Source organism: Clostridium vitabionis (assembly GCF_015351765.1).
Taxonomy (GTDB): Bacteria; Bacillota; Clostridia; order Lachnospirales; family Lachnospiraceae; genus Clostridium_R; species Clostridium_R vitabionis.
The window spans coordinates 535,725-551,954 of record NZ_JADKQA010000001.1 but is presented as its reverse complement, the minus strand read 5'-3'; the positions used below and the strand labels follow the sequence as shown (position 1 = coordinate 551,954).

10 protein-coding genes are annotated in these 16,230 nt (G+C 58.3%); 2 read left to right on the top strand and 8 right to left on the bottom strand.

All coding sequences use genetic code 11. The features are described 5' to 3' along the window. Position 1 precedes the first annotated feature (1 nt). The 4 genes from glgX to ISF27_RS02300 form a co-directional block, all read right to left on the bottom strand. Positions 2 to 2,209, bottom strand: coding sequence for a glycogen debranching protein GlgX (gene glgX / locus ISF27_RS02315; RefSeq protein WP_194608729.1), 2,208 nt, complete (start codon positions 2,207 to 2,209; stop codon positions 2 to 4). A gap of 4 nt (positions 2,210 to 2,213) precedes the next feature. Further along, positions 2,214 to 3,053: a patatin-like phospholipase family protein gene (locus ISF27_RS02310; protein ID WP_194608727.1), complete on the bottom strand. Its 840-nt coding sequence runs from the start codon at positions 3,051 to 3,053 to the stop codon at positions 2,214 to 2,216. A 112-nt stretch (positions 3,054 to 3,165) separates the two neighbouring features. Further along, a complete protein-coding gene (locus tag ISF27_RS02305) occupies positions 3,166 to 4,344 on the bottom strand; it encodes a phosphoribosylaminoimidazolecarboxamide formyltransferase (RefSeq protein WP_194608725.1) in 1,179 nt (392 codons plus the stop codon). A gap of 21 nt (positions 4,345 to 4,365) precedes the next feature. Continuing rightward, positions 4,366 to 5,079, bottom strand: coding sequence for an IMP cyclohydrolase (locus ISF27_RS02300; protein ID WP_194608723.1), 714 nt, complete (start codon positions 5,077 to 5,079; stop codon positions 4,366 to 4,368). 246 nt (positions 5,080 to 5,325) lie between these two features. On the opposite strand from ISF27_RS02300, the gene upp reads away from it, so the two are divergent. Then, positions 5,326 to 5,955, top strand: coding sequence for a uracil phosphoribosyltransferase (gene upp / locus ISF27_RS02295; RefSeq protein ID WP_194608721.1), 630 nt, complete (start codon positions 5,326 to 5,328; stop codon positions 5,953 to 5,955). A 159-nt stretch (positions 5,956 to 6,114) separates the two neighbouring features. Here upp and ISF27_RS02290 read toward each other — a convergent pair whose 3' ends face one another. The 4 genes from ISF27_RS02290 to ileS all read right to left on the bottom strand — a co-directional run bounded on the left by ISF27_RS02290 (position 6,115) and on the right by ileS (position 14,387). Continuing rightward, positions 6,115 to 8,073 carry a fructose-1,6-bisphosphatase gene (locus tag ISF27_RS02290; protein WP_194608719.1) on the bottom strand — a complete coding sequence of 653 codons (1,959 nt, stop codon included), beginning with the start codon at positions 8,071 to 8,073 and terminating at the stop codon, positions 6,115 to 6,117. A gap of 26 nt (positions 8,074 to 8,099) precedes the next feature. Then, a complete protein-coding gene (locus ISF27_RS02285; protein WP_194608717.1) occupies positions 8,100 to 8,516 on the bottom strand; it encodes a hypothetical protein in 417 nt (138 codons plus the stop codon). Between the two features lie 174 nt (positions 8,517 to 8,690). Beyond that, on the bottom strand, positions 8,691 to 11,168 hold the full coding sequence (locus ISF27_RS02280; RefSeq protein WP_194608715.1) for a glycogen/starch/alpha-glucan phosphorylase: 2,478 nt from the start codon (positions 11,166 to 11,168) through the stop codon (positions 8,691 to 8,693). A gap of 27 nt (positions 11,169 to 11,195) precedes the next feature. After that, on the bottom strand, positions 11,196 to 14,387 hold the full coding sequence (gene ileS / locus ISF27_RS02275; RefSeq protein ID WP_194608713.1) for an isoleucine--tRNA ligase: 3,192 nt from the start codon (positions 14,385 to 14,387) through the stop codon (positions 11,196 to 11,198). A gap of 362 nt (positions 14,388 to 14,749) precedes the next feature. Here ileS and ISF27_RS02270 point away from each other — a divergent pair, with 362 nt between their 5' ends. Beyond that, on the top strand, positions 14,750 to 16,219 hold the full coding sequence (locus tag ISF27_RS02270; protein ID WP_194608711.1) for a nicotinate phosphoribosyltransferase: 1,470 nt from the start codon (positions 14,750 to 14,752) through the stop codon (positions 16,217 to 16,219). Positions 16,220 to 16,230 lie beyond the last annotated feature (11 nt).

The window sequence follows — 16,230 nt, the reverse complement described above, 5'->3', positions numbered from 1 at the left end:
CTCAATTTCCGCCTTTCCCCGCTGCAAATACGAGCACCGATCTCGGTTCCAGAAGGACCTCCCGGCCGCCCGGAAAGAAAGCTTCCGTCCGGCTGCCATTTCCATCCTCCCGGAAGCCCCGGGGAAGCCATCTGCACGAGGTGTCCGCCATAAGCCTCCAGCAAAAGCCCCGGGGAAGCTCCGGGAGGTTCATCGGCTGCTGCTCCCAGTAGACATTGACGAGGAGGGAGACCGCGTCAAGCACCCCCGCGCCTTCCGGCGGCCGGGCCGGTTCCTCCGCCCCGCAACCTCCTGCCTCCCTGACGATGTCTGCATGCTGCGCGCAGCCTGCTGCCCTGTCACTTTCCGCCTCCCGGACGATACCCGCATAGGTCACCCGAAGCGCCTTCGTCCGCCCGTCGGGAAGCCAGGTGGAAATCGACGGAAGTCCCGGCGCTGCCTCCATCTCCCTCCGGATGACCGGATGCTTCGCCCGGAAGTGAATCATAAAGCGCACAAAGTCGTGAAAATCGCGATTTTTTTCCAGATCGTGCCAGTTCAGCCAGGAAATTTCATTATCCTGGCAGTAGGCATTGTTGTTGCCCTGCTGGGAGTTGAGGAATTCATCCCCGGCGAGGAACATCGGCGTTCCCCTGCTCATCAGGAGAACAGCCATCGCATTCCGGCAGAGCCTCTCCCGGAGGCGCAGAATGGCCGGGTCGTCCGTCTCCCCCTCGGCGCCGCAGTTCCAGCTCCTGTTGTCATCTGTGCCATCGGTGTTGTTCCAGCCATTCGCCTCGTTGTGCTTGCGGCTGTAGGCATACAGGTCATAGAGGGTAAACCCGTCGTGGCAGTTGAGAAAGTTCACGGACGCGGCATTTCCCCGGATCTTCGGGTCGTAGAGGTCGGACGAGCCGGTGATCCGGCGGGCCGCCGTCTCCGCCATCCCGTAATCCCCCTTAAGGAAATTCCGCATATCGTCCCGGTAGCGGCCGTTCCACTCCGACCAGCGCCCCCGGGCGGGGAAATTGCCCACCTGGTAGAGCCCGCCGGCATCCCAGGCCTCGGCGATCAGCTTGACATCCCCGAGAAGCGGGTCGCAGGCAAGATTTTCCAGGAGCGGCGGCTTCATCATCGGCGACCCGTCCTCGTTCCGGCCGAGAATGCTGGCGAGATCGAAGCGGAAACCGTCGATATGATAGCTCACGGTCCAGTAGCGCAGGCAGTCGAGAATGAAGTTCCGGACCATGGGATGGTTGCAGTTGAAGGTATTGCCGCAGCCGCTGAAATTGTAGTAATGCCCGTCCGGCGTCAGCATATAGTAAATGTTGTTGTCGAAACCCTTAAAGGAAAAAACCGGCCCGTCCTCATTTCCCTCCGCCGTGTGGTTGAAGACGACGTCCAGCAGGCACTCGATGCCGTTCTGATTGAGATCGCGGACCAGCTCCTTGAGACCGAGCCCCTCTCGGTTGTACTCCTTGTCCGCCGCGTAGCTGGTGTTCGGCGCAAAGAAGGAAACCGGGTTATACCCCCAGTAATCAAGGAGAACCTTCCCATCCACACACCGCTCACCCCTCGTCTCGTCGAACTCAAAGACGGGCATCAGCTCGACCGCGTTCACACCGAGATCCCGGAGATAGGGAATCTTCTCCCGGACGCCCTGGAAGGTCCCGCGGAATTTCACGCCGGAGGACGGATCTCTCGTGAAGCCGCGCACATGCATCTCGTAGATCACGAGATCCTGCATCGGGATCCGGGGATTCTGCTCCTCCCCCCAGTCGAAGGTGCTGCTGACGACCCTTGCCTTATAAAAATGCTGATTCCGGGTTCCCCAGACACTCTGCCCCGTCACGGCGCGGGCGTAGGGATCGAGGAGGACATTTTTCCGATCAAAGAGCAGCCCCTTCTTCGGATCCCAGGGACCGTCGACCGAGTAGGCGTACTCGAATTCCCCGATATCCAGATCGAAGACGATCATCGAGTAGACATTGCCGATCCGGTACTTCTCCGGGAAATGGAGCACGGCGAACGGTTCATATTCCGTCCTGTGGAACAGAAGGAGGTAGACGGCCTTCGCCCCCTTGGACGTAACCGTGAAGTTCACCGCGCCCGGAAGCTCGGTTGCCCCGTTGAGCTGGTAAATACCCGAGCGGACCATAAATCCGCCGATCTCGTCGGTGGGCTGCATGTGGATCGCCCCCATCGGCGTCTCGATCATTTTCCCCCGCATCAAGTCATCCTCCGAGGAATTGACGGATCGCCTTCCCGTCGTTCACGCCCTTGTGGTAGAGATCCACCATGGCGCCGCGGTCCTTCTTCAGGGTGGACATGCCGTCGATGCTGTCCGGCGCGACGATCAGGACTTTGCCCGCTTTCTCATATTTTTTCGCCAGATCGAGCTGGCGGTTGTAGACGCGGCTCCGATAGGCCATCGCCTTCGCCGCGTTCGGGTACTTCTTCCGCATCGCGAAGGCAATCCGGAGATCCATACTGTCCTTCCGGTAAAAATTCTTCGGCCGGGTCAGGACGACAACCACCTTGTCGCAGCCGTCACGGAGAGCGCGCAGGACCGGGATCGGGTCGCTCATCCCGCCGTCAAAATAGGCGGAATCCTTGAAGGGATACGGCTTGTTGAAAAACGGGACGCAGCAGGACGCCTTCACCGCGTCGTAATTGTCCCGGCTGACATCCGACTGGGTAAAATACGCCGGTTTCCCGGTCTCCGCGTCCGTCGCGACGATCGTAAACGGGATCCCCGCCCGAACAACCGCGTCGTAATCCAGCGGATCCTCGCCATCCGAATCGGAGAGCGCGCTGTAGATATAGTCGAGGTCAATATAGGAGCCTTCCCGCAGGAAATTTTTGAAGCTCATGTATTCCGGACGGAAAGCGTAGATCGCATAAAACCGGAAATTTCTCCCCATCTGGCCGGACATGTACTGCATGATATTCGCGCTCCCGGCGGATATCCCATAGACGCGGTCAAACTTCACCCCGTCCGCGAGGCACTGGTCGACGACGCCCGCGCCGTAAATATCGCGCATCCCGCCGCCGACATCGATCAATCCTGTCATCTGTATTCCTCCATTTCTCCCTGCCTGATGCCGGACAGGTAGCTCTGATTATACCCGGCCGGAGGGAGAAATTCCATGCTCCGCGGAAGCAAATTTGCTCAGCGCGAAACAATCAGTGATGGAACAGGCGCATTCCGGTGAAGGCCATAACCATGCCGTACTTGTCCGCCGTCTCGATGACCTGGTCGTCCCGGATCGAGCCGCCCGGCTCCGCGACATACTTCACGCCGCTCTTATGCGCGCGCTCGATATTGTCGCCGAACGGGAAGAAGGCGTCGGAGCCGAGGGTCACGTCGGTGAGCTTGTCCAGCCAGGCTCTCTTCTCCTCGCGGGTGAACACCGGCGGCTTCTTCGTGAAGGTTCTCTCCCAGGCGCCGTCCGCCAAAAGATCCATGTACTCCTCCCCCATGTAGACGTCGATGGCATTGTCCCGGTCGGCGCGGCGGATGCCGTCAACAAACGGCAGGCTGAGCACCTGCGGGGACTGGCGCAGCCACCAGTTGTCCGCCTTCTGGCCGGCGAGGCGCGTGCAGTGGATTCTGGACTGCTGTCCGGCGCCGATGCCGATGGCCTGGCCGTCCTTCACATAGCACACGGAATTGGACTGGGTGTACTTGAGGGTAATCAGGGAAATCATCATGTCCCGGAGCGCATTTTCCGGGATATCCTTGTTCTTCGTCACGATGTTGGTGAAAAGATCCGGACTGATCTTGAAGTTGTTGTGTCCCTGCTCGAAGGTCACGCCGAAGACCTGCTTCCGCTCGATCTCCGCCGGACGGTAGGACGGGTCGATCTGGATCACGTTATAATTGCCGTTCTTCTTGCTCCGCAGGATCGCGAGCGCCTCATCGGTGTATCCCGGAGCGATGACGCCGTCGGAAACCTCCCGCTTGATGAGCTTCGCCGTGTCCACATCGCAGACGTCCGAGAGGGAAATGAAATCGCCAAAGGAGGACATCCGGTCCGCGCCTCTCGCCCTCGCGTAGGCGGAAGCGAGCGGGGAGAGATCCCCCTGGTCGTCCACCCAGTAGATTTTCCGGAGGACGTCGGTGAGCGGAAGCCCTACCGCCGCGCCCGCCGGGGAGACATGCTTGAAGGAAGTGGCTGCCGGAAGGCCGGTTGCCTCCTTGAGCTCACTCACCAGCTGCCAGCCGTTCAGGGCATCCAGGAAATTGATATAGCCGGGACGGCCGTTCAGAACCTCCACCGGCAGGTCACTCCCGTCCGCCATGAAGATGCGGGACGGTTTCTGATTCGGGTTGCATCCGTATTTCAGCGCAATTTCTTTCATAATTGAGTGTCTCCTCCTCCGTCACTGATTCTTGTTCACAATGCGGGATTCATATTTTCCGGTCTCGAGGTCGATGTAGCGGACAAACAGGGAAACCTTGTTCTCCTCGTTGAGGCTCGACCAGAGAAGGTCCGTAAATTCCCCGATGCCGCCCTCGATGCCGATCCGTTTCGGCTCGCCCTCGAAGCTCGGCAGCGGATTGCCGTCGTGAAGGTAAGTGCTGATAAAGTGCCCCTCGCCGGCGATCGGGCTGTTGTAGGCGAAGGTATACCGGAGGCAGCTCTCCGGGCGCCCGCAGTCGCTCTTTAAGATCGAGAGCGCGTAGTTGAAGCCCCCCTTCTCCGCGTGCAGGATGCCGGAAATCCGCGGCGTAAAGTTCGGCCCGTCCGGCTCAAACTCCCGGCTGCGGAGCGACTGCTCGAAGGTGAGCTGCTTGTCCATTCCCTCGTAGATGGTATCTGTCTGGTCGCCGTTCGTGACGATGGTCTTGTTGCCCAGGACGCGGACCGGCGCGTAGATGATCAGGCTCGGATCCTCAAGCTTTGCCGGGTCAAATGCCTGTGTGCGGATGCCCTCGCCGTCCTCGACAAAGACGCGGTTCCGGCTGTTCGCGCTGCGGCCCATGATAAAATACGCCGCAACAGCGCATTTTCCATCTGATGACCTTCCCAGGATGATGCCGCGTCCCGGATAGGAATTGCCCCGAAGCTCCTCTGCGATTGAAATCTTCTCCATCTTCTGTCTCCTGTCTTTCCTCTGCTGGTTCAAATGGAACGGATCACCGTATGCGCCGGTTCCGGGCCTCTTGCTCCCGGCCGGGGCGCACCCGGGCTTCTCCCCATATTATATAATGGATCCGGGAAAAAATGCCTAAATTCCGGTAAAAAGATACACTTTCCCCGCCCATTCATGTATAATAATCTGGGTTTTGGTAAATGTACTTGATTTCGATCAATTCACCATGCATAGAAAGGACAAAAGATGACAAACGTAACGATTCTCGATCATCCGCTTCTGCAGCACAAGATTTCTATTCTCCGGGACAAGAACACCGGCACGAACGAGTTCCGCAAGCTTGTGGAGGAGATTGCCATGCTGATGGGCTACGAGGCGCTCCGCGACCTCGAGCTGGAAGACCGGGAAGTGGAGACGCCGATTGAAACCTGCATGACGCCGATGCTCGCCGGCAAGAAGCTCGCGATAGTTCCGATTCTCCGTGCCGGCCTCGGCATGACGAACGGCATCCTCGCCCTTGTACCCTCGGCGAAGGTCGGCCATATCGGCCTCTACCGCGACCCGGTGACCCATGAGCCGCACGAGTATTACTGCAAGCTGCCGAGCCCGATCGAGCAGAGAACCATCGTGGTGACCGACCCGATGCTGGCGACCGGCGGTTCCGCCTGTGATGCCCTGACGCTGATCAAGCAGCACGGCGGCAGGAAGATCAAATTCATGGCGATCATCGCCGCGCCGGAGGGCGTCCGCAAGGTTCACGCCGAGCATCCTGACGTCCAGCTCTATGTCGGCCACGTGGACCGGTGCCTGAATGACGACGCCTACATCTGCCCGGGTCTCGGCGATGCCGGTGACCGGATCTTCGGGACAAAGTAATCGGAATTTTTCACAATAAGTGGTAACTGCTCAGAACCCCGCATCCCGCGAAGCTTCGCTTCGCGGGATGCGGGGTTCTGAGCGCCGGCGGAGGTGGCTTTTCTCCCCGCCGCGGCTGTTTTTGTGTGGTTTCTCCCGGCCGGAATACGGCTGTGGCATTTATTTCGTGAATTTCTCGGCGATATGGCCGCTCCGGTACGCCTCGAGAAGCTTCTCCAGGTCGGCAATCTTCTCCTGGAGATCCTTCCCGGTGTCCGTGTCCGCCACCCGCTTCCTGCGGGCGACCCGCGCCACCACCATCCGATCGGAGTGGATGTCGCTCTCGTTGACGATGGCCGCCTCCGTTGATTCGAAGGGATCGTGGGCGGCCAGGATCAGGCCGTAGGAGTTGTAGATCAGCGTGTAGCCGGCGATGCCGGTCTCCTTCTGGTACGCCCGGGAAAAGCCGCCGTCGATGACGAGGAGCTTGCCGCCGCACTTGATCGGGCTCTCCCCGTTCTTTGTCTTGACCGGGACGTGCCCGTTGATAATATGCGCCCCCACCGGGTTCAGCCCGAACTCCCGGAGGATGTTGTCCACAACCTCCTCCTTCTCGTAGAGCGTATAGTAGGGCGTCTTCTTCTCCTCGTGGGTCTCCTTCTCGGCCAGATAATAGCGCTCGAAGGTCGCCATCTTGGTCTTGCCGAACAGCGGCGAATCCGGGTTCAACCAGATCCACCACATGATATCGCGGCCCATCTCCCTCTCCTTCTTATCCAGAGAGACAAATCCCTTGCGGATCCAATTTTCCAGAGCGTCGAACAGCGCGCGCCCCTGATAGGTCTCCCCGTAGATACTGACCTTGCGGAAGCTGCCGTCGGGGTTCAGCGGGACGCAGCCGTGATAGAGGAGGTTGTCGTTGTACACCTTATACAGGCTGCCCTTGGCGAGCAGGAATTTCATGTGCTGCTGGAGCTTCTCGCAGCTCATGAACGCATGCTGCAGGCGGTCGATGATCTCCGCCTCCTGGGGGGTGAACGCATACGGATTCTTCGGATCCACCGTCGGGAAATTCATATCCAGCATCTTGTAGGTTTTCCCGTCGAGGTCGATGGTGCCGGTCTCAAAATTCACCCGGTGCAGCAGGTTCCGGTTTTCCATATGAAATTCCGGATGGCGCATGATGATCTGCCCTTCCGCCTTCCACTGCAGGATGGACACCGCCTTGTGAATCTTGAGGTTGATCTCCTTCTCCTTCGGGTCGTTCGTATTGTTCCCCTTGAGGCTGAAGCAGGTGCAGGGGTCGCCGTCATAGGTATTCACCGCGTAGGTCGCGAGCGGGAGCATATTGATGCCGTACCCGTCCTCCAGGATGTCCATGTTCCCGTACCGCGCGCAGATCCGGATGACGTTGCAGATGCAGCCGATCTGGCCGGCTGCGGCGCCCATCCAGACGACATCATGATTGCCCCACTGGATGTCGACCGAATGGTAATTCATCAGCTTGTCCAGAATGAGGTGCGGCCCCGGACCGCGGTCGTAGATGTCCCCGACGATATGCAGATGGTCAATGACGAGGCGCTGGATGAGCTCGCTCAGGGCGACGATGAATTCGCGCGCCCTGCCCACACGGATGATGGTCGCGATGATGGAATCATAGTAGGATTCCTTGTCCTGGTCGTCGCCCCGCTCGATCAGCAGCTCCTCCAGCACATAGGCAAATTCCTTCGGGAGCGCCTTGCGGACCTTGGAGCGCGTGTATTTGCTCGACGCCCGGCGGGCGACCTCGATCAGCCGGTAGAGCGTGATCTTGTACCAGTCCTCCACGTTCTCCTCGTCCTGGAGGATCAGGCGCATTTTTTCCTCGGGATAATAGATCAGCGTGGCAAGGGTCTGTTTATCCTTCCGGCTCAGCGTATTGCCGAAGACATCGTCGATCTTGCGGCGGACAGATCCCGACCCGTTTTTGAGGACATGGTTGAACGCCTCATATTCCCCGTGAATGTCCGTCAGGAAATTCTCCGTCCCTTTCGGAAGGTTCAGGATCGCTTCCAGATTGATCACTTCCGTGGATGCCGCCGCAATCGTCGGGTAAAGCTCGGAAAGTCTCTCCAGATAGCGTTCTTCAAGCGATTTCATGGTAACCCCCTTTACATGGATAAGGCTCAGCGGATTTCCGCCGTCTTCCAGCCAAAGATTCCCTTCCTCTCCATCAGAATTTCGCCCTCTGCCGTGCCGGCGATGACCGGTGTCTCGGGCCGGTCCCCCTTCTCGAGGGCAATGTCATAGTCTGCCCGGTAGCGATAGCCCCGTTCTTCTTCCTCTCCGCCGTCAGTGGGAATGACCTCGATTTTTTTGACCGATATCCGCCGGATTTTGGATTTATCCTCCACTTCATCGGGAAGATTTCGCAGAATCAGCGGTGAAATTCCCACCTCATCAGTTTCCGTCTTCCCCCCGGCAGCATCCCGGCCTTCCGCAGCCACCTCCCGGCTTTTCATGCCTACGGTATCCCCCGTTGAAATCCAGGAATATTCCGCATGCAGCGCCCGGACGGCATTTGCCCGAGGCGATACGGCCATCGCGCCGGAAAAAATAAGCGCGGACACAAAAAAGCAGGCCGCGGCTGCAACCGGAATCTGATACTTTCCCAGTTCTCGTAAACCACTGTGCCTGCTTTGCATGTCCGCACTCCTTCCAAATCTCGTCGTTACTTCTACTATAACAAAGAGTACGGATTATTCAAGAAATGATATTTAATTGTCAGAAACAGCTTCGTCCACAACGACATCCAGTTTCTTCAGATGCCAGATATCGCGGACATACTCCTCGATCGTGCGGTCGGAGGAGAACTTGCCGCTGCACGCGATATTGAGCAGTGCCGCCTTTGCCCACCAGGATTCGTTCCGGTAAGCCGCCTCGACGCGCTTCTGCGCCTCATCATAGGAGCGGAAATCCTTCAGGATGAAGTAGGTGTCCGGCCGTGCGCTGTTTTTCGTGTTGAGCAGCGAGTTGTAGATGTCCCGGAACAGCTCCGGATCCCTCGGCGAGTAGAAGCCGTTGATCAGCTGCATCAGGACCCTGCGGATATCCTGGTCGGTGTTGAAGATCTCGACCGGATTGTACCCGCCGTTGTTCTCGTAATTGATGACCTCCTGGGCGCTGAGGCCGAAGATGAAGGCATAATCCCTGCCCACCTCGTCCACGATCTCGACATTTGCGCCGTCCATCGTGCCAAGCGTCAGCGCGCCGTTCAGCATGAACTTCATGTTGCTGGTGCCGGACGCCTCCTTGCTGGCCGTGGAGATCTGCTCGGACACATCCGCCGCCGAGAAGATCAGCTCCGCATTGGAGACCTTGTAGTCCTCGATGAAGACGACCTTGATGCGGTTGTTGATGCTCCGGTCGTTGTTGATCACATCCGCCACAGCGTTGATGAGCTTGATGGTCTTCTTCGCGATCTGGTATCCCGCCGCGGCCTTCGCGCCGAAAATGTAGGTCCGCGGGTAAATGTCCATGTTCGGGTTGTCCTTCAGCTGGTTATACACATACATCACATGAAGGATGTTGAGCAGCTGGCGCTTATATTCGTGAAGGCGCTTTACCTGCACATCGAAGATGGATCTCGGGTCAACCTCGATGCCGTTGTGCTCGCGGATGTATTTCGCCAGGCGGACCTTGTTCTGGTACTTGATGTTCATGAACTCCCGCTGGCACTTCTCGTCATCCGCGTAGATCGCGAGGTTGTGGATGTGCGGAAGATTCGTGATCCAGTCATCGCCGATCTTGGAGGTAACCCAGTCCGCCAGCAGCGGGTTCGCGTGGAGAAGGAACCTTCTCTGCGTGATGCCGTTGGTCTTGTTGTTGAACTTCTCCGGGAACATCTCGTAGAAGTCCTTAAGCTCCTGCTTCTCCAGGATCTCCGTGTGAAGCTTGGCCACACCGTTGACCGAGAAGCCGGCGACAATCGCGAGGTGGGCCATCTTGACCTGGCCGTCGAAGATGATCGCCATCTTCTTCACCTTCTCGTAATTGTTCGGATAGCGCTTCTGCACCTCCTCAAGGAACCGGCGGTTGATCTCCTCCACAATCTGGTAAATGCGCGGAAGAAGGCGCGAGAACAGCTCGATCGGCCATTTTTCCAGGGCTTCCGCCATGATCGTGTGGTTCGTGTAGGCGCAGCAGTTGTGCGTGATGTCCCACGCGTCTTCCCACTGCAGGCCTTCCTCATCCACAAGGATCCGCATCAGCTCGGCAACCGCCACCGTCGGGTGCGTATCGTTCATCTGGAACACGCACTTCTTCGGCAGGTCGTGGATATCGCTGTTGCTCTGCTTGAACTTCTTGATCGCCGTCTGGAGGCTCGCGGAGATGAAGAAGTACTGCTGCTTTAAGCGGAGCTCCTTGCCGGCGTAGTGGTTGTCGTTCGGGTAGAGGACCTCAACCAGGTTCTTGGCGAGGTTTTCCTGCTCGACCGCCTTCATATAATCTCCGCGGTCGAAGGCGTCAAGGCTGAAGGTATTGATCGGCTCAGCATCCCAGATCCGGAGCGTGTTCACCATGTGGTTCTTGTAGCCGACGATCGGCATATCGTAGGGAACGGCCATGACCGACTGGTAATTCTCCTGCTGGAAGCGGACACGATTCGCCGCGGCGTCCCAGATCGTGCGGACATTGCCGCCGAACTTGACCTCAACGGCGTACTCCGGGCGTTTCAGCTCGAAGGGATACCCGTTCTTCAGCCAGTCGTCCGGCACCTCCACCTGGTAGCCGTCCTGGATCTTCTGCTTGAACATGCCGTAATGATAGCGGATGCCGCAGCCGTAGGCCGGGTAGTTCAGCGTCGCCAGGGAATCCAGGAAGCAGGCGGCAAGGCGGCCGAGGCCGCCGTTGCCCAGCGCCGGATCCGGCTCCTGGTCTTCAATCGCGTTGAGGTCAAAGCCGAGCTCGTCCAGCGCCTCGCGGATCTCCTTCTGGGCGCCCAGGTTGATGATGTTATTGCCCAGAGCGCGGCCCATCAGGAACTCCATCGACATGTAGTAAACCTTCTTCGGGTTCTCCCTGTCCATCGCCTTCTGGGTGGCAATCCAGTCGTCGATCACCATGTCGTTGACGGCGTAGGACACCGCCTGGAAAATCTGCTCCTGCGTCGCCTCCTCGATGGATTTCCGGAACTGGTTCTTGACATTCTCGATCACTGCCTGCTTAAATTCCGCTTTGTTGAATTTTCGCATTCGTCTCCTCCAAAAATACGCGCGCCCTCAGGCTTTTTTCACGCCGAGCGCCGTCTTCTCCCCGTTGATATCCCAGTCCTTCACATAGCCGTCTGTCTCTCCGAAGACGACAGCCTCGGCCAGGACGTCATGGCGGATCGAATCCCCGTATTTTTTCATGATGTCCGCAAGCTTGTCATTTCCCGCCTGATACACGGTGATATGATCCGTCACCTCGAAGCCGGCCTCCTTGCGCATGGTCTGGATCTTGCTGATGAGCTCACGCACGAAGCCCTCCTCCCGGAGCTCCGGGGTCAGCCTCGTATCGAGAACAACGACCGTGCTGCCGTCCTCCTCCGTGACAAAGCCGTCGACCTTCGCCGTCTCAATCAGCAGGTCTTCCTCGCCAAGCTCTACCGTCTGGCCGTCATAGGTAAACGTGAGCTTTCCGTCCCGTTTCAGGTCGTCCATCGCCGCATTGCCGTCCAGCTCCGCAAGGCTCTTCCGGATCTTGCCGAGAAGCTTCCCGTACTTCGGCCCGACCGTCTTCAACTGCGGCTTGAACATGTAGTTGGTATATTTCCTGACATCGTCGGTGAAGACCACCTTCTGCACGTTGAGCTCACTCCGGATGATGCCCTGATAATACTCCGGAAGCTCCGCTGCGGTCTTCACGAACATCGCGGCGAGCGGCTGGCGGTTCTTGATGTTGGCCTCATTTCTGCCCGCGCGGCCGAGGACCACGATGTCCCTCGCCTCATCCATCTTCGCCTCAAGCTCCGGATTGATCCACGCGGCATTGGCCTCCGGATAGTCGCAGAGATGGACGCTCAGCTTCGCGCTGCTGTCGATCGAGCGGACGAGGTTCTGGTAAATGTCCTCCGTGATGAACGGCACCATCGGCGCGGCCGCCTTCGCGACCGTGACGAGCGCCGTGTACAGGGTCATGTAGGCGTTGATCTTGTCCTGCTCCATGCCGGGTGCCCAGAATCTCTGGCGGCAGAGGCGGACATACCAGTTGCTCATCTCATCGACGAACTCGTCCAGGGCGGCTGCGGCCTCGGGGATCTTGTAGGCGGCAAGGTCGGCGTCGGCGTCCTTTACCATCGTGTTCAGCTTGCTGAGGAGCCATTTATCGATCAGCGGCAGCCGGTCATAATCCAGCGTATACTTTGTCGCGTCGAAATTGTCGATATTCGCGTAGAGGACAAAGAACGCATAGGTGTTCCACAGGGTCCCGAGGAAGCGGTTCTGTCCTTCCTTCACGGTCTTATCATAATACCGCTTCGGCAGCCACGGCGCGCTCGCGGTATAGAAATACCAGCGGATCGCGTCCGCGCCGTACGTATTGAGGGCACCCATCGGATCCACGGCGTTGCCCTTGGACTTGGACATCTTGTTGCCGTCCTTATCGAGGACGAGGCCCATCACGATGACGTTCTTGAATGCCGGGCGGTTGAAGAGCAGGGTGGCCTCCGCGTGCAGCGAGTAGAACCAGCCTCTCGTCTGATCCACGGCCTCGGAGATAAAGGACGCCGGGAACTGCTTCTCGAACAGCTCCTTGTTCTCAAACGGATAGTGGAGCTCGGCGTATGGGCAGGCACCGGAATCGAACCAGCAGTCGATAACCTCCGGGACGCGGTGCATCTCCCCGCCGCAGTCAGGGCATTTGATGGTAAACCGGTCGATATACGGGCGGTGCAGCTCGGTCGTGAGCGCCGAGGAATCACCGGAAAGGTCAGCGAGCTCCTGCCTGGAGCCGATGCAGATCTTCTTCCCGCAGTCCGGGCACTCCCATACCGGGAGCGGGGTTCCCCAATAGCGGTTCCGGGAAATCGCCCAGTCCTGGATATTTTCCAGCCAGTTGCCGAAGCGCTTTTCGCCCATGGTCGGCGGAACCCAGTTGATCTCCTTGTTGTTGCGGACAAGGTCGTCGCGCACCGCGGTCATCCGGATGAACCAGGATTCCCGGGCATAGTAGATCAGCGGGGTATCGCAGCGCCAGCAGTGCGGATAATCGTGCTCAACCTTCGGGGCTGCAAAGAGGAGCTTTCTCTCGTCCAGATCCTTCAGTACCTCCGGGTCGCAGCTGACCGCGCCCTCCTCGATCTCCTTCTTGGTGGGCTTGCAGCGCATGCCGGCGAATTTTCCCGTCTCCGGCTTCATGCGGCCGTGATCATCCACCATCTGGACAAACGGCGCATCGTACTTTCTGCCGACGCGGGCATCGTCCTCACCGAAGGCCGGGGCGATATGGACAATGCCGGTACCGTCGGTCATCGTGACATAGGTGTCGCAGTAGACAAAGAAAGCCTTCTTGTGCTGTTTTTTCACGGAATCGGCGGCACACTGGTAGAGGGGCTCATATTCCCTGTACTCCAGCTCGCTGCCCTTCATCGTCTCCAGGATCTCGTAGGCCTTCTCCCCGTCCTTCGCCAGGGGCCCGATTACCTTGTCGAGCAGGGCTTCCGCCATATAGTAAGTATAGCCGTCGCAGGCCTTAACCTTCGCGTAGGTCTCCTCCGGGTTCACGCAGAGCGCGATGTTGGACGGAAGGGTCCAGGGGGTCGTCGTCCAGGCGAGGAAATAGGAATCCTCACCCACAAGCTTAAAGCGGACGATGGCGGTGCGGTCCTTGATCGTCTTGTAGCCCTGGGCAACCTCGTGTGAGGAGAGCGGCGTCCCGCAGCTCGGGCAGTAGGGAACGACCTTGAATCCCTTGTAGAGCAGCCCCTTCTTCCAGATCTCCTTGAGCGCCCACCACTCCGACTCGATATAGTTGTCGTAATACGTGACATAGGGGTTCTTCATATCCGCCCAGAAACCGACGCGGTCGGAGAATTCCTCCCACATGCCCTTGTACTTCCAGACACTCTCCTTGCACTTTTTAATGAAGGGCTCGATGCCGTACTCTTCGATCTGGTCCTTACCCTCGATCCCGATCTCCTTCTCGACCTCAAGCTCCACCGGAAGCCCGTGGGTGTCCCAGCCTGCCTTTCTCGGCACCTGCTGGCCCTTCATGGTATGATATCTCGGGATCATATCCTTGATGCAGCGGGTCTCCACGTGGCCGATGTGCGGCTTGCCGTTCGCCGTCGGCGGCCCGTCATAAAACATGTAGATCGGGTGTCCTTCCCTCTCCTCGACACTCTTCTCGAAGATGTCGTTCTGGTTCCAGAAATCAACGACCTTCTTCTCTTCCTCAACATAATTTCTGTTTGGGGATACCTTCTTGTACATTCGCAGTGTCCACCTTCCTGATAGATTGATTCCTCGGATAACAGAAATGCCCCTGTCCCGCATCAGGACAAGAGCATTTAGACGACCACCTGTAACTGCGCAGGTCCATGCACGCACCCGATTACGGTGAATTTCTCTCTGTCATAGCCTTTCAGGGGAAATTGTAATGGTTTTTCCTGGGAAAGTCAACCGCCTGGCGAGGTTCGCGCATTGAACTTGTGCCATTTCACTGGTATAATAGATCTGTTCAGCACATGCCGGGAATGTTCTCAAAAAAGGCCGCAAGCGGACTATTTTAAGAATATTTCCGGCCATAATTCATGATGCCGGACTGGCGTCCGGACAGACTAAGGAGTAGGAAAATGAATCAGCGGCACATGACTCTGCTCACCGACCTCTATGAGCTCACGATGATGCAGGGTTACTACGAAATCAAGGATGCGAACCGTACCGTCGTCTTCGACGCGTTCTTCCGCACCAATCCCAGCGGAAACGGCTTTTCCATCTGCGCCGGGCTTCAGCAGGTCATCGAATACGTGAAAGACCTCGTCTTCACGGAGGAGGATATCGATTATCTCCGCACCCTGGGCATCTTCCAGGAGAATTTTCTCGAGGGGCTCCGGAACTTCCGGTTCACCGGCGACATCCACGCGATCCCCGAGGGGACAGTCGTATTTCCCCGGGAGCCGCTCGTCAAGGTCATCGCCCCGATCATGCAGGCGCAGCTGATGGAAGCCGCGATCCTGAACTTCGTCAACCACCAGAGCCTCATCGCCACAAAAACCGCGCGGATCGTCCACGCGGCGAAGGGGGACGGCATCATGGAGTTTGGCCTGAGGCGTGCCCAGGGCGCTGACGCCGGCGTCTACGGAGCGCGCGCCGCGATGATCGGCGGCTGCATCGGCACCTCCAACGTGCTGACCGGACAGATGTTCGATGTCCCGGTGAAGGGCACGCACGCCCACAGCTGGATCATGAGCTTTCCCGACGAGCTGACCGCCTTCCGCGCCTACGCGAAGCTCTATCCGTCCGCCTGCATCCTGCTTGTGGACACCTACGACACGCTCGGCTCCGGCGTCCCGAATGCCATCCGGGTATTTCAGGAGATGAGAAGCCGGGGCATTCCCCTGACTTTCTACGGGATCCGCCTCGATTCCGGCGACCTCGCCTACCTCTCCAAAAAGGCGCGGAAGATGCTGGATGAAGCCGGGTTCCCGGACGCGGTGATCTCCGCCTCGAACGACCTTGACGAGCACCTGATCGCCTCCCTGAAGAACCAGGGCGCTGCAATCACCTCCTGGGGCGTCGGCACGAACCTCATCACCTCCAAGGACAACCCGTCCTTCAACGGAGTCTACAAGCTCGCCGCGATCTATGATGAGAAATCCGGCACGTTCATCCCGAAGATCAAGCTCTCGGAGAACACGGAGAAGATCACCCATCCGGGCAACAAGGCTGTTAAGCGGATTTACGACAAGGCGAACGGGAAGATCATTGCCGACCTGATCTGCTTCGCCGATGAAACCTACCGGGAGGACGAGCCGCTGCTCCTCTTTGACCCGGTGGAAACCTGGAAGAAAACGCTGCTCCAGCCGGGAACCTTCACGATCCGCGACCTGATGGTACCGGTCTTCCGGAAGGGAAAATGCGTCTACGATTCCCCGAAGGTCATGGACATCCGCGCCTACTGCCAGCATGAGCAGGAAACCCTGTGGGACGAATCCCGCCGCCTGGTGAATCCGCACGAGGTGCACGTCGACCTGTCCCGGAAGCTCTGGGACTGCCGTCAGGAACTGCTCTCCGAGTACAACAGAACCGACGGGGCAAAATAACGTAATCATCG

Coding starts and splice junctions, on each gene's coding strand:
- glgX (WP_194608729.1), bottom strand. CDS start 2,209: ATGCGGGGGAAAATGATCGAGACGCCGATGGGGGCGATCCACATGCAG.
- ISF27_RS02310 (WP_194608727.1), bottom strand. CDS start 3,053: ATGACAGGATTGATCGATGTCGGCGGCGGGATGCGCGATATTTACGGC.
- ISF27_RS02305 (WP_194608725.1), bottom strand. CDS start 4,344: ATGAAAGAAATTGCGCTGAAATACGGATGCAACCCGAATCAGAAACCG.
- ISF27_RS02300 (WP_194608723.1), bottom strand. CDS start 5,079: ATGGAGAAGATTTCAATCGCAGAGGAGCTTCGGGGCAATTCCTATCCG.
- upp (WP_194608721.1), top strand. CDS start 5,326: ATGACAAACGTAACGATTCTCGATCATCCGCTTCTGCAGCACAAGATT.
- ISF27_RS02290 (WP_194608719.1), bottom strand. CDS start 8,073: ATGAAATCGCTTGAAGAACGCTATCTGGAGAGACTTTCCGAGCTTTAC.
- ISF27_RS02285 (WP_194608717.1), bottom strand. CDS start 8,516: ATGGCCGTATCGCCTCGGGCAAATGCCGTCCGGGCGCTGCATGCGGAA.
- ISF27_RS02280 (WP_194608715.1), bottom strand. CDS start 11,168: ATGCGAAAATTCAACAAAGCGGAATTTAAGCAGGCAGTGATCGAGAAT.
- ileS (WP_194608713.1), bottom strand. CDS start 14,387: ATGTACAAGAAGGTATCCCCAAACAGAAATTATGTTGAGGAAGAGAAG.
- ISF27_RS02270 (WP_194608711.1), top strand. CDS start 14,750: ATGAATCAGCGGCACATGACTCTGCTCACCGACCTCTATGAGCTCACG.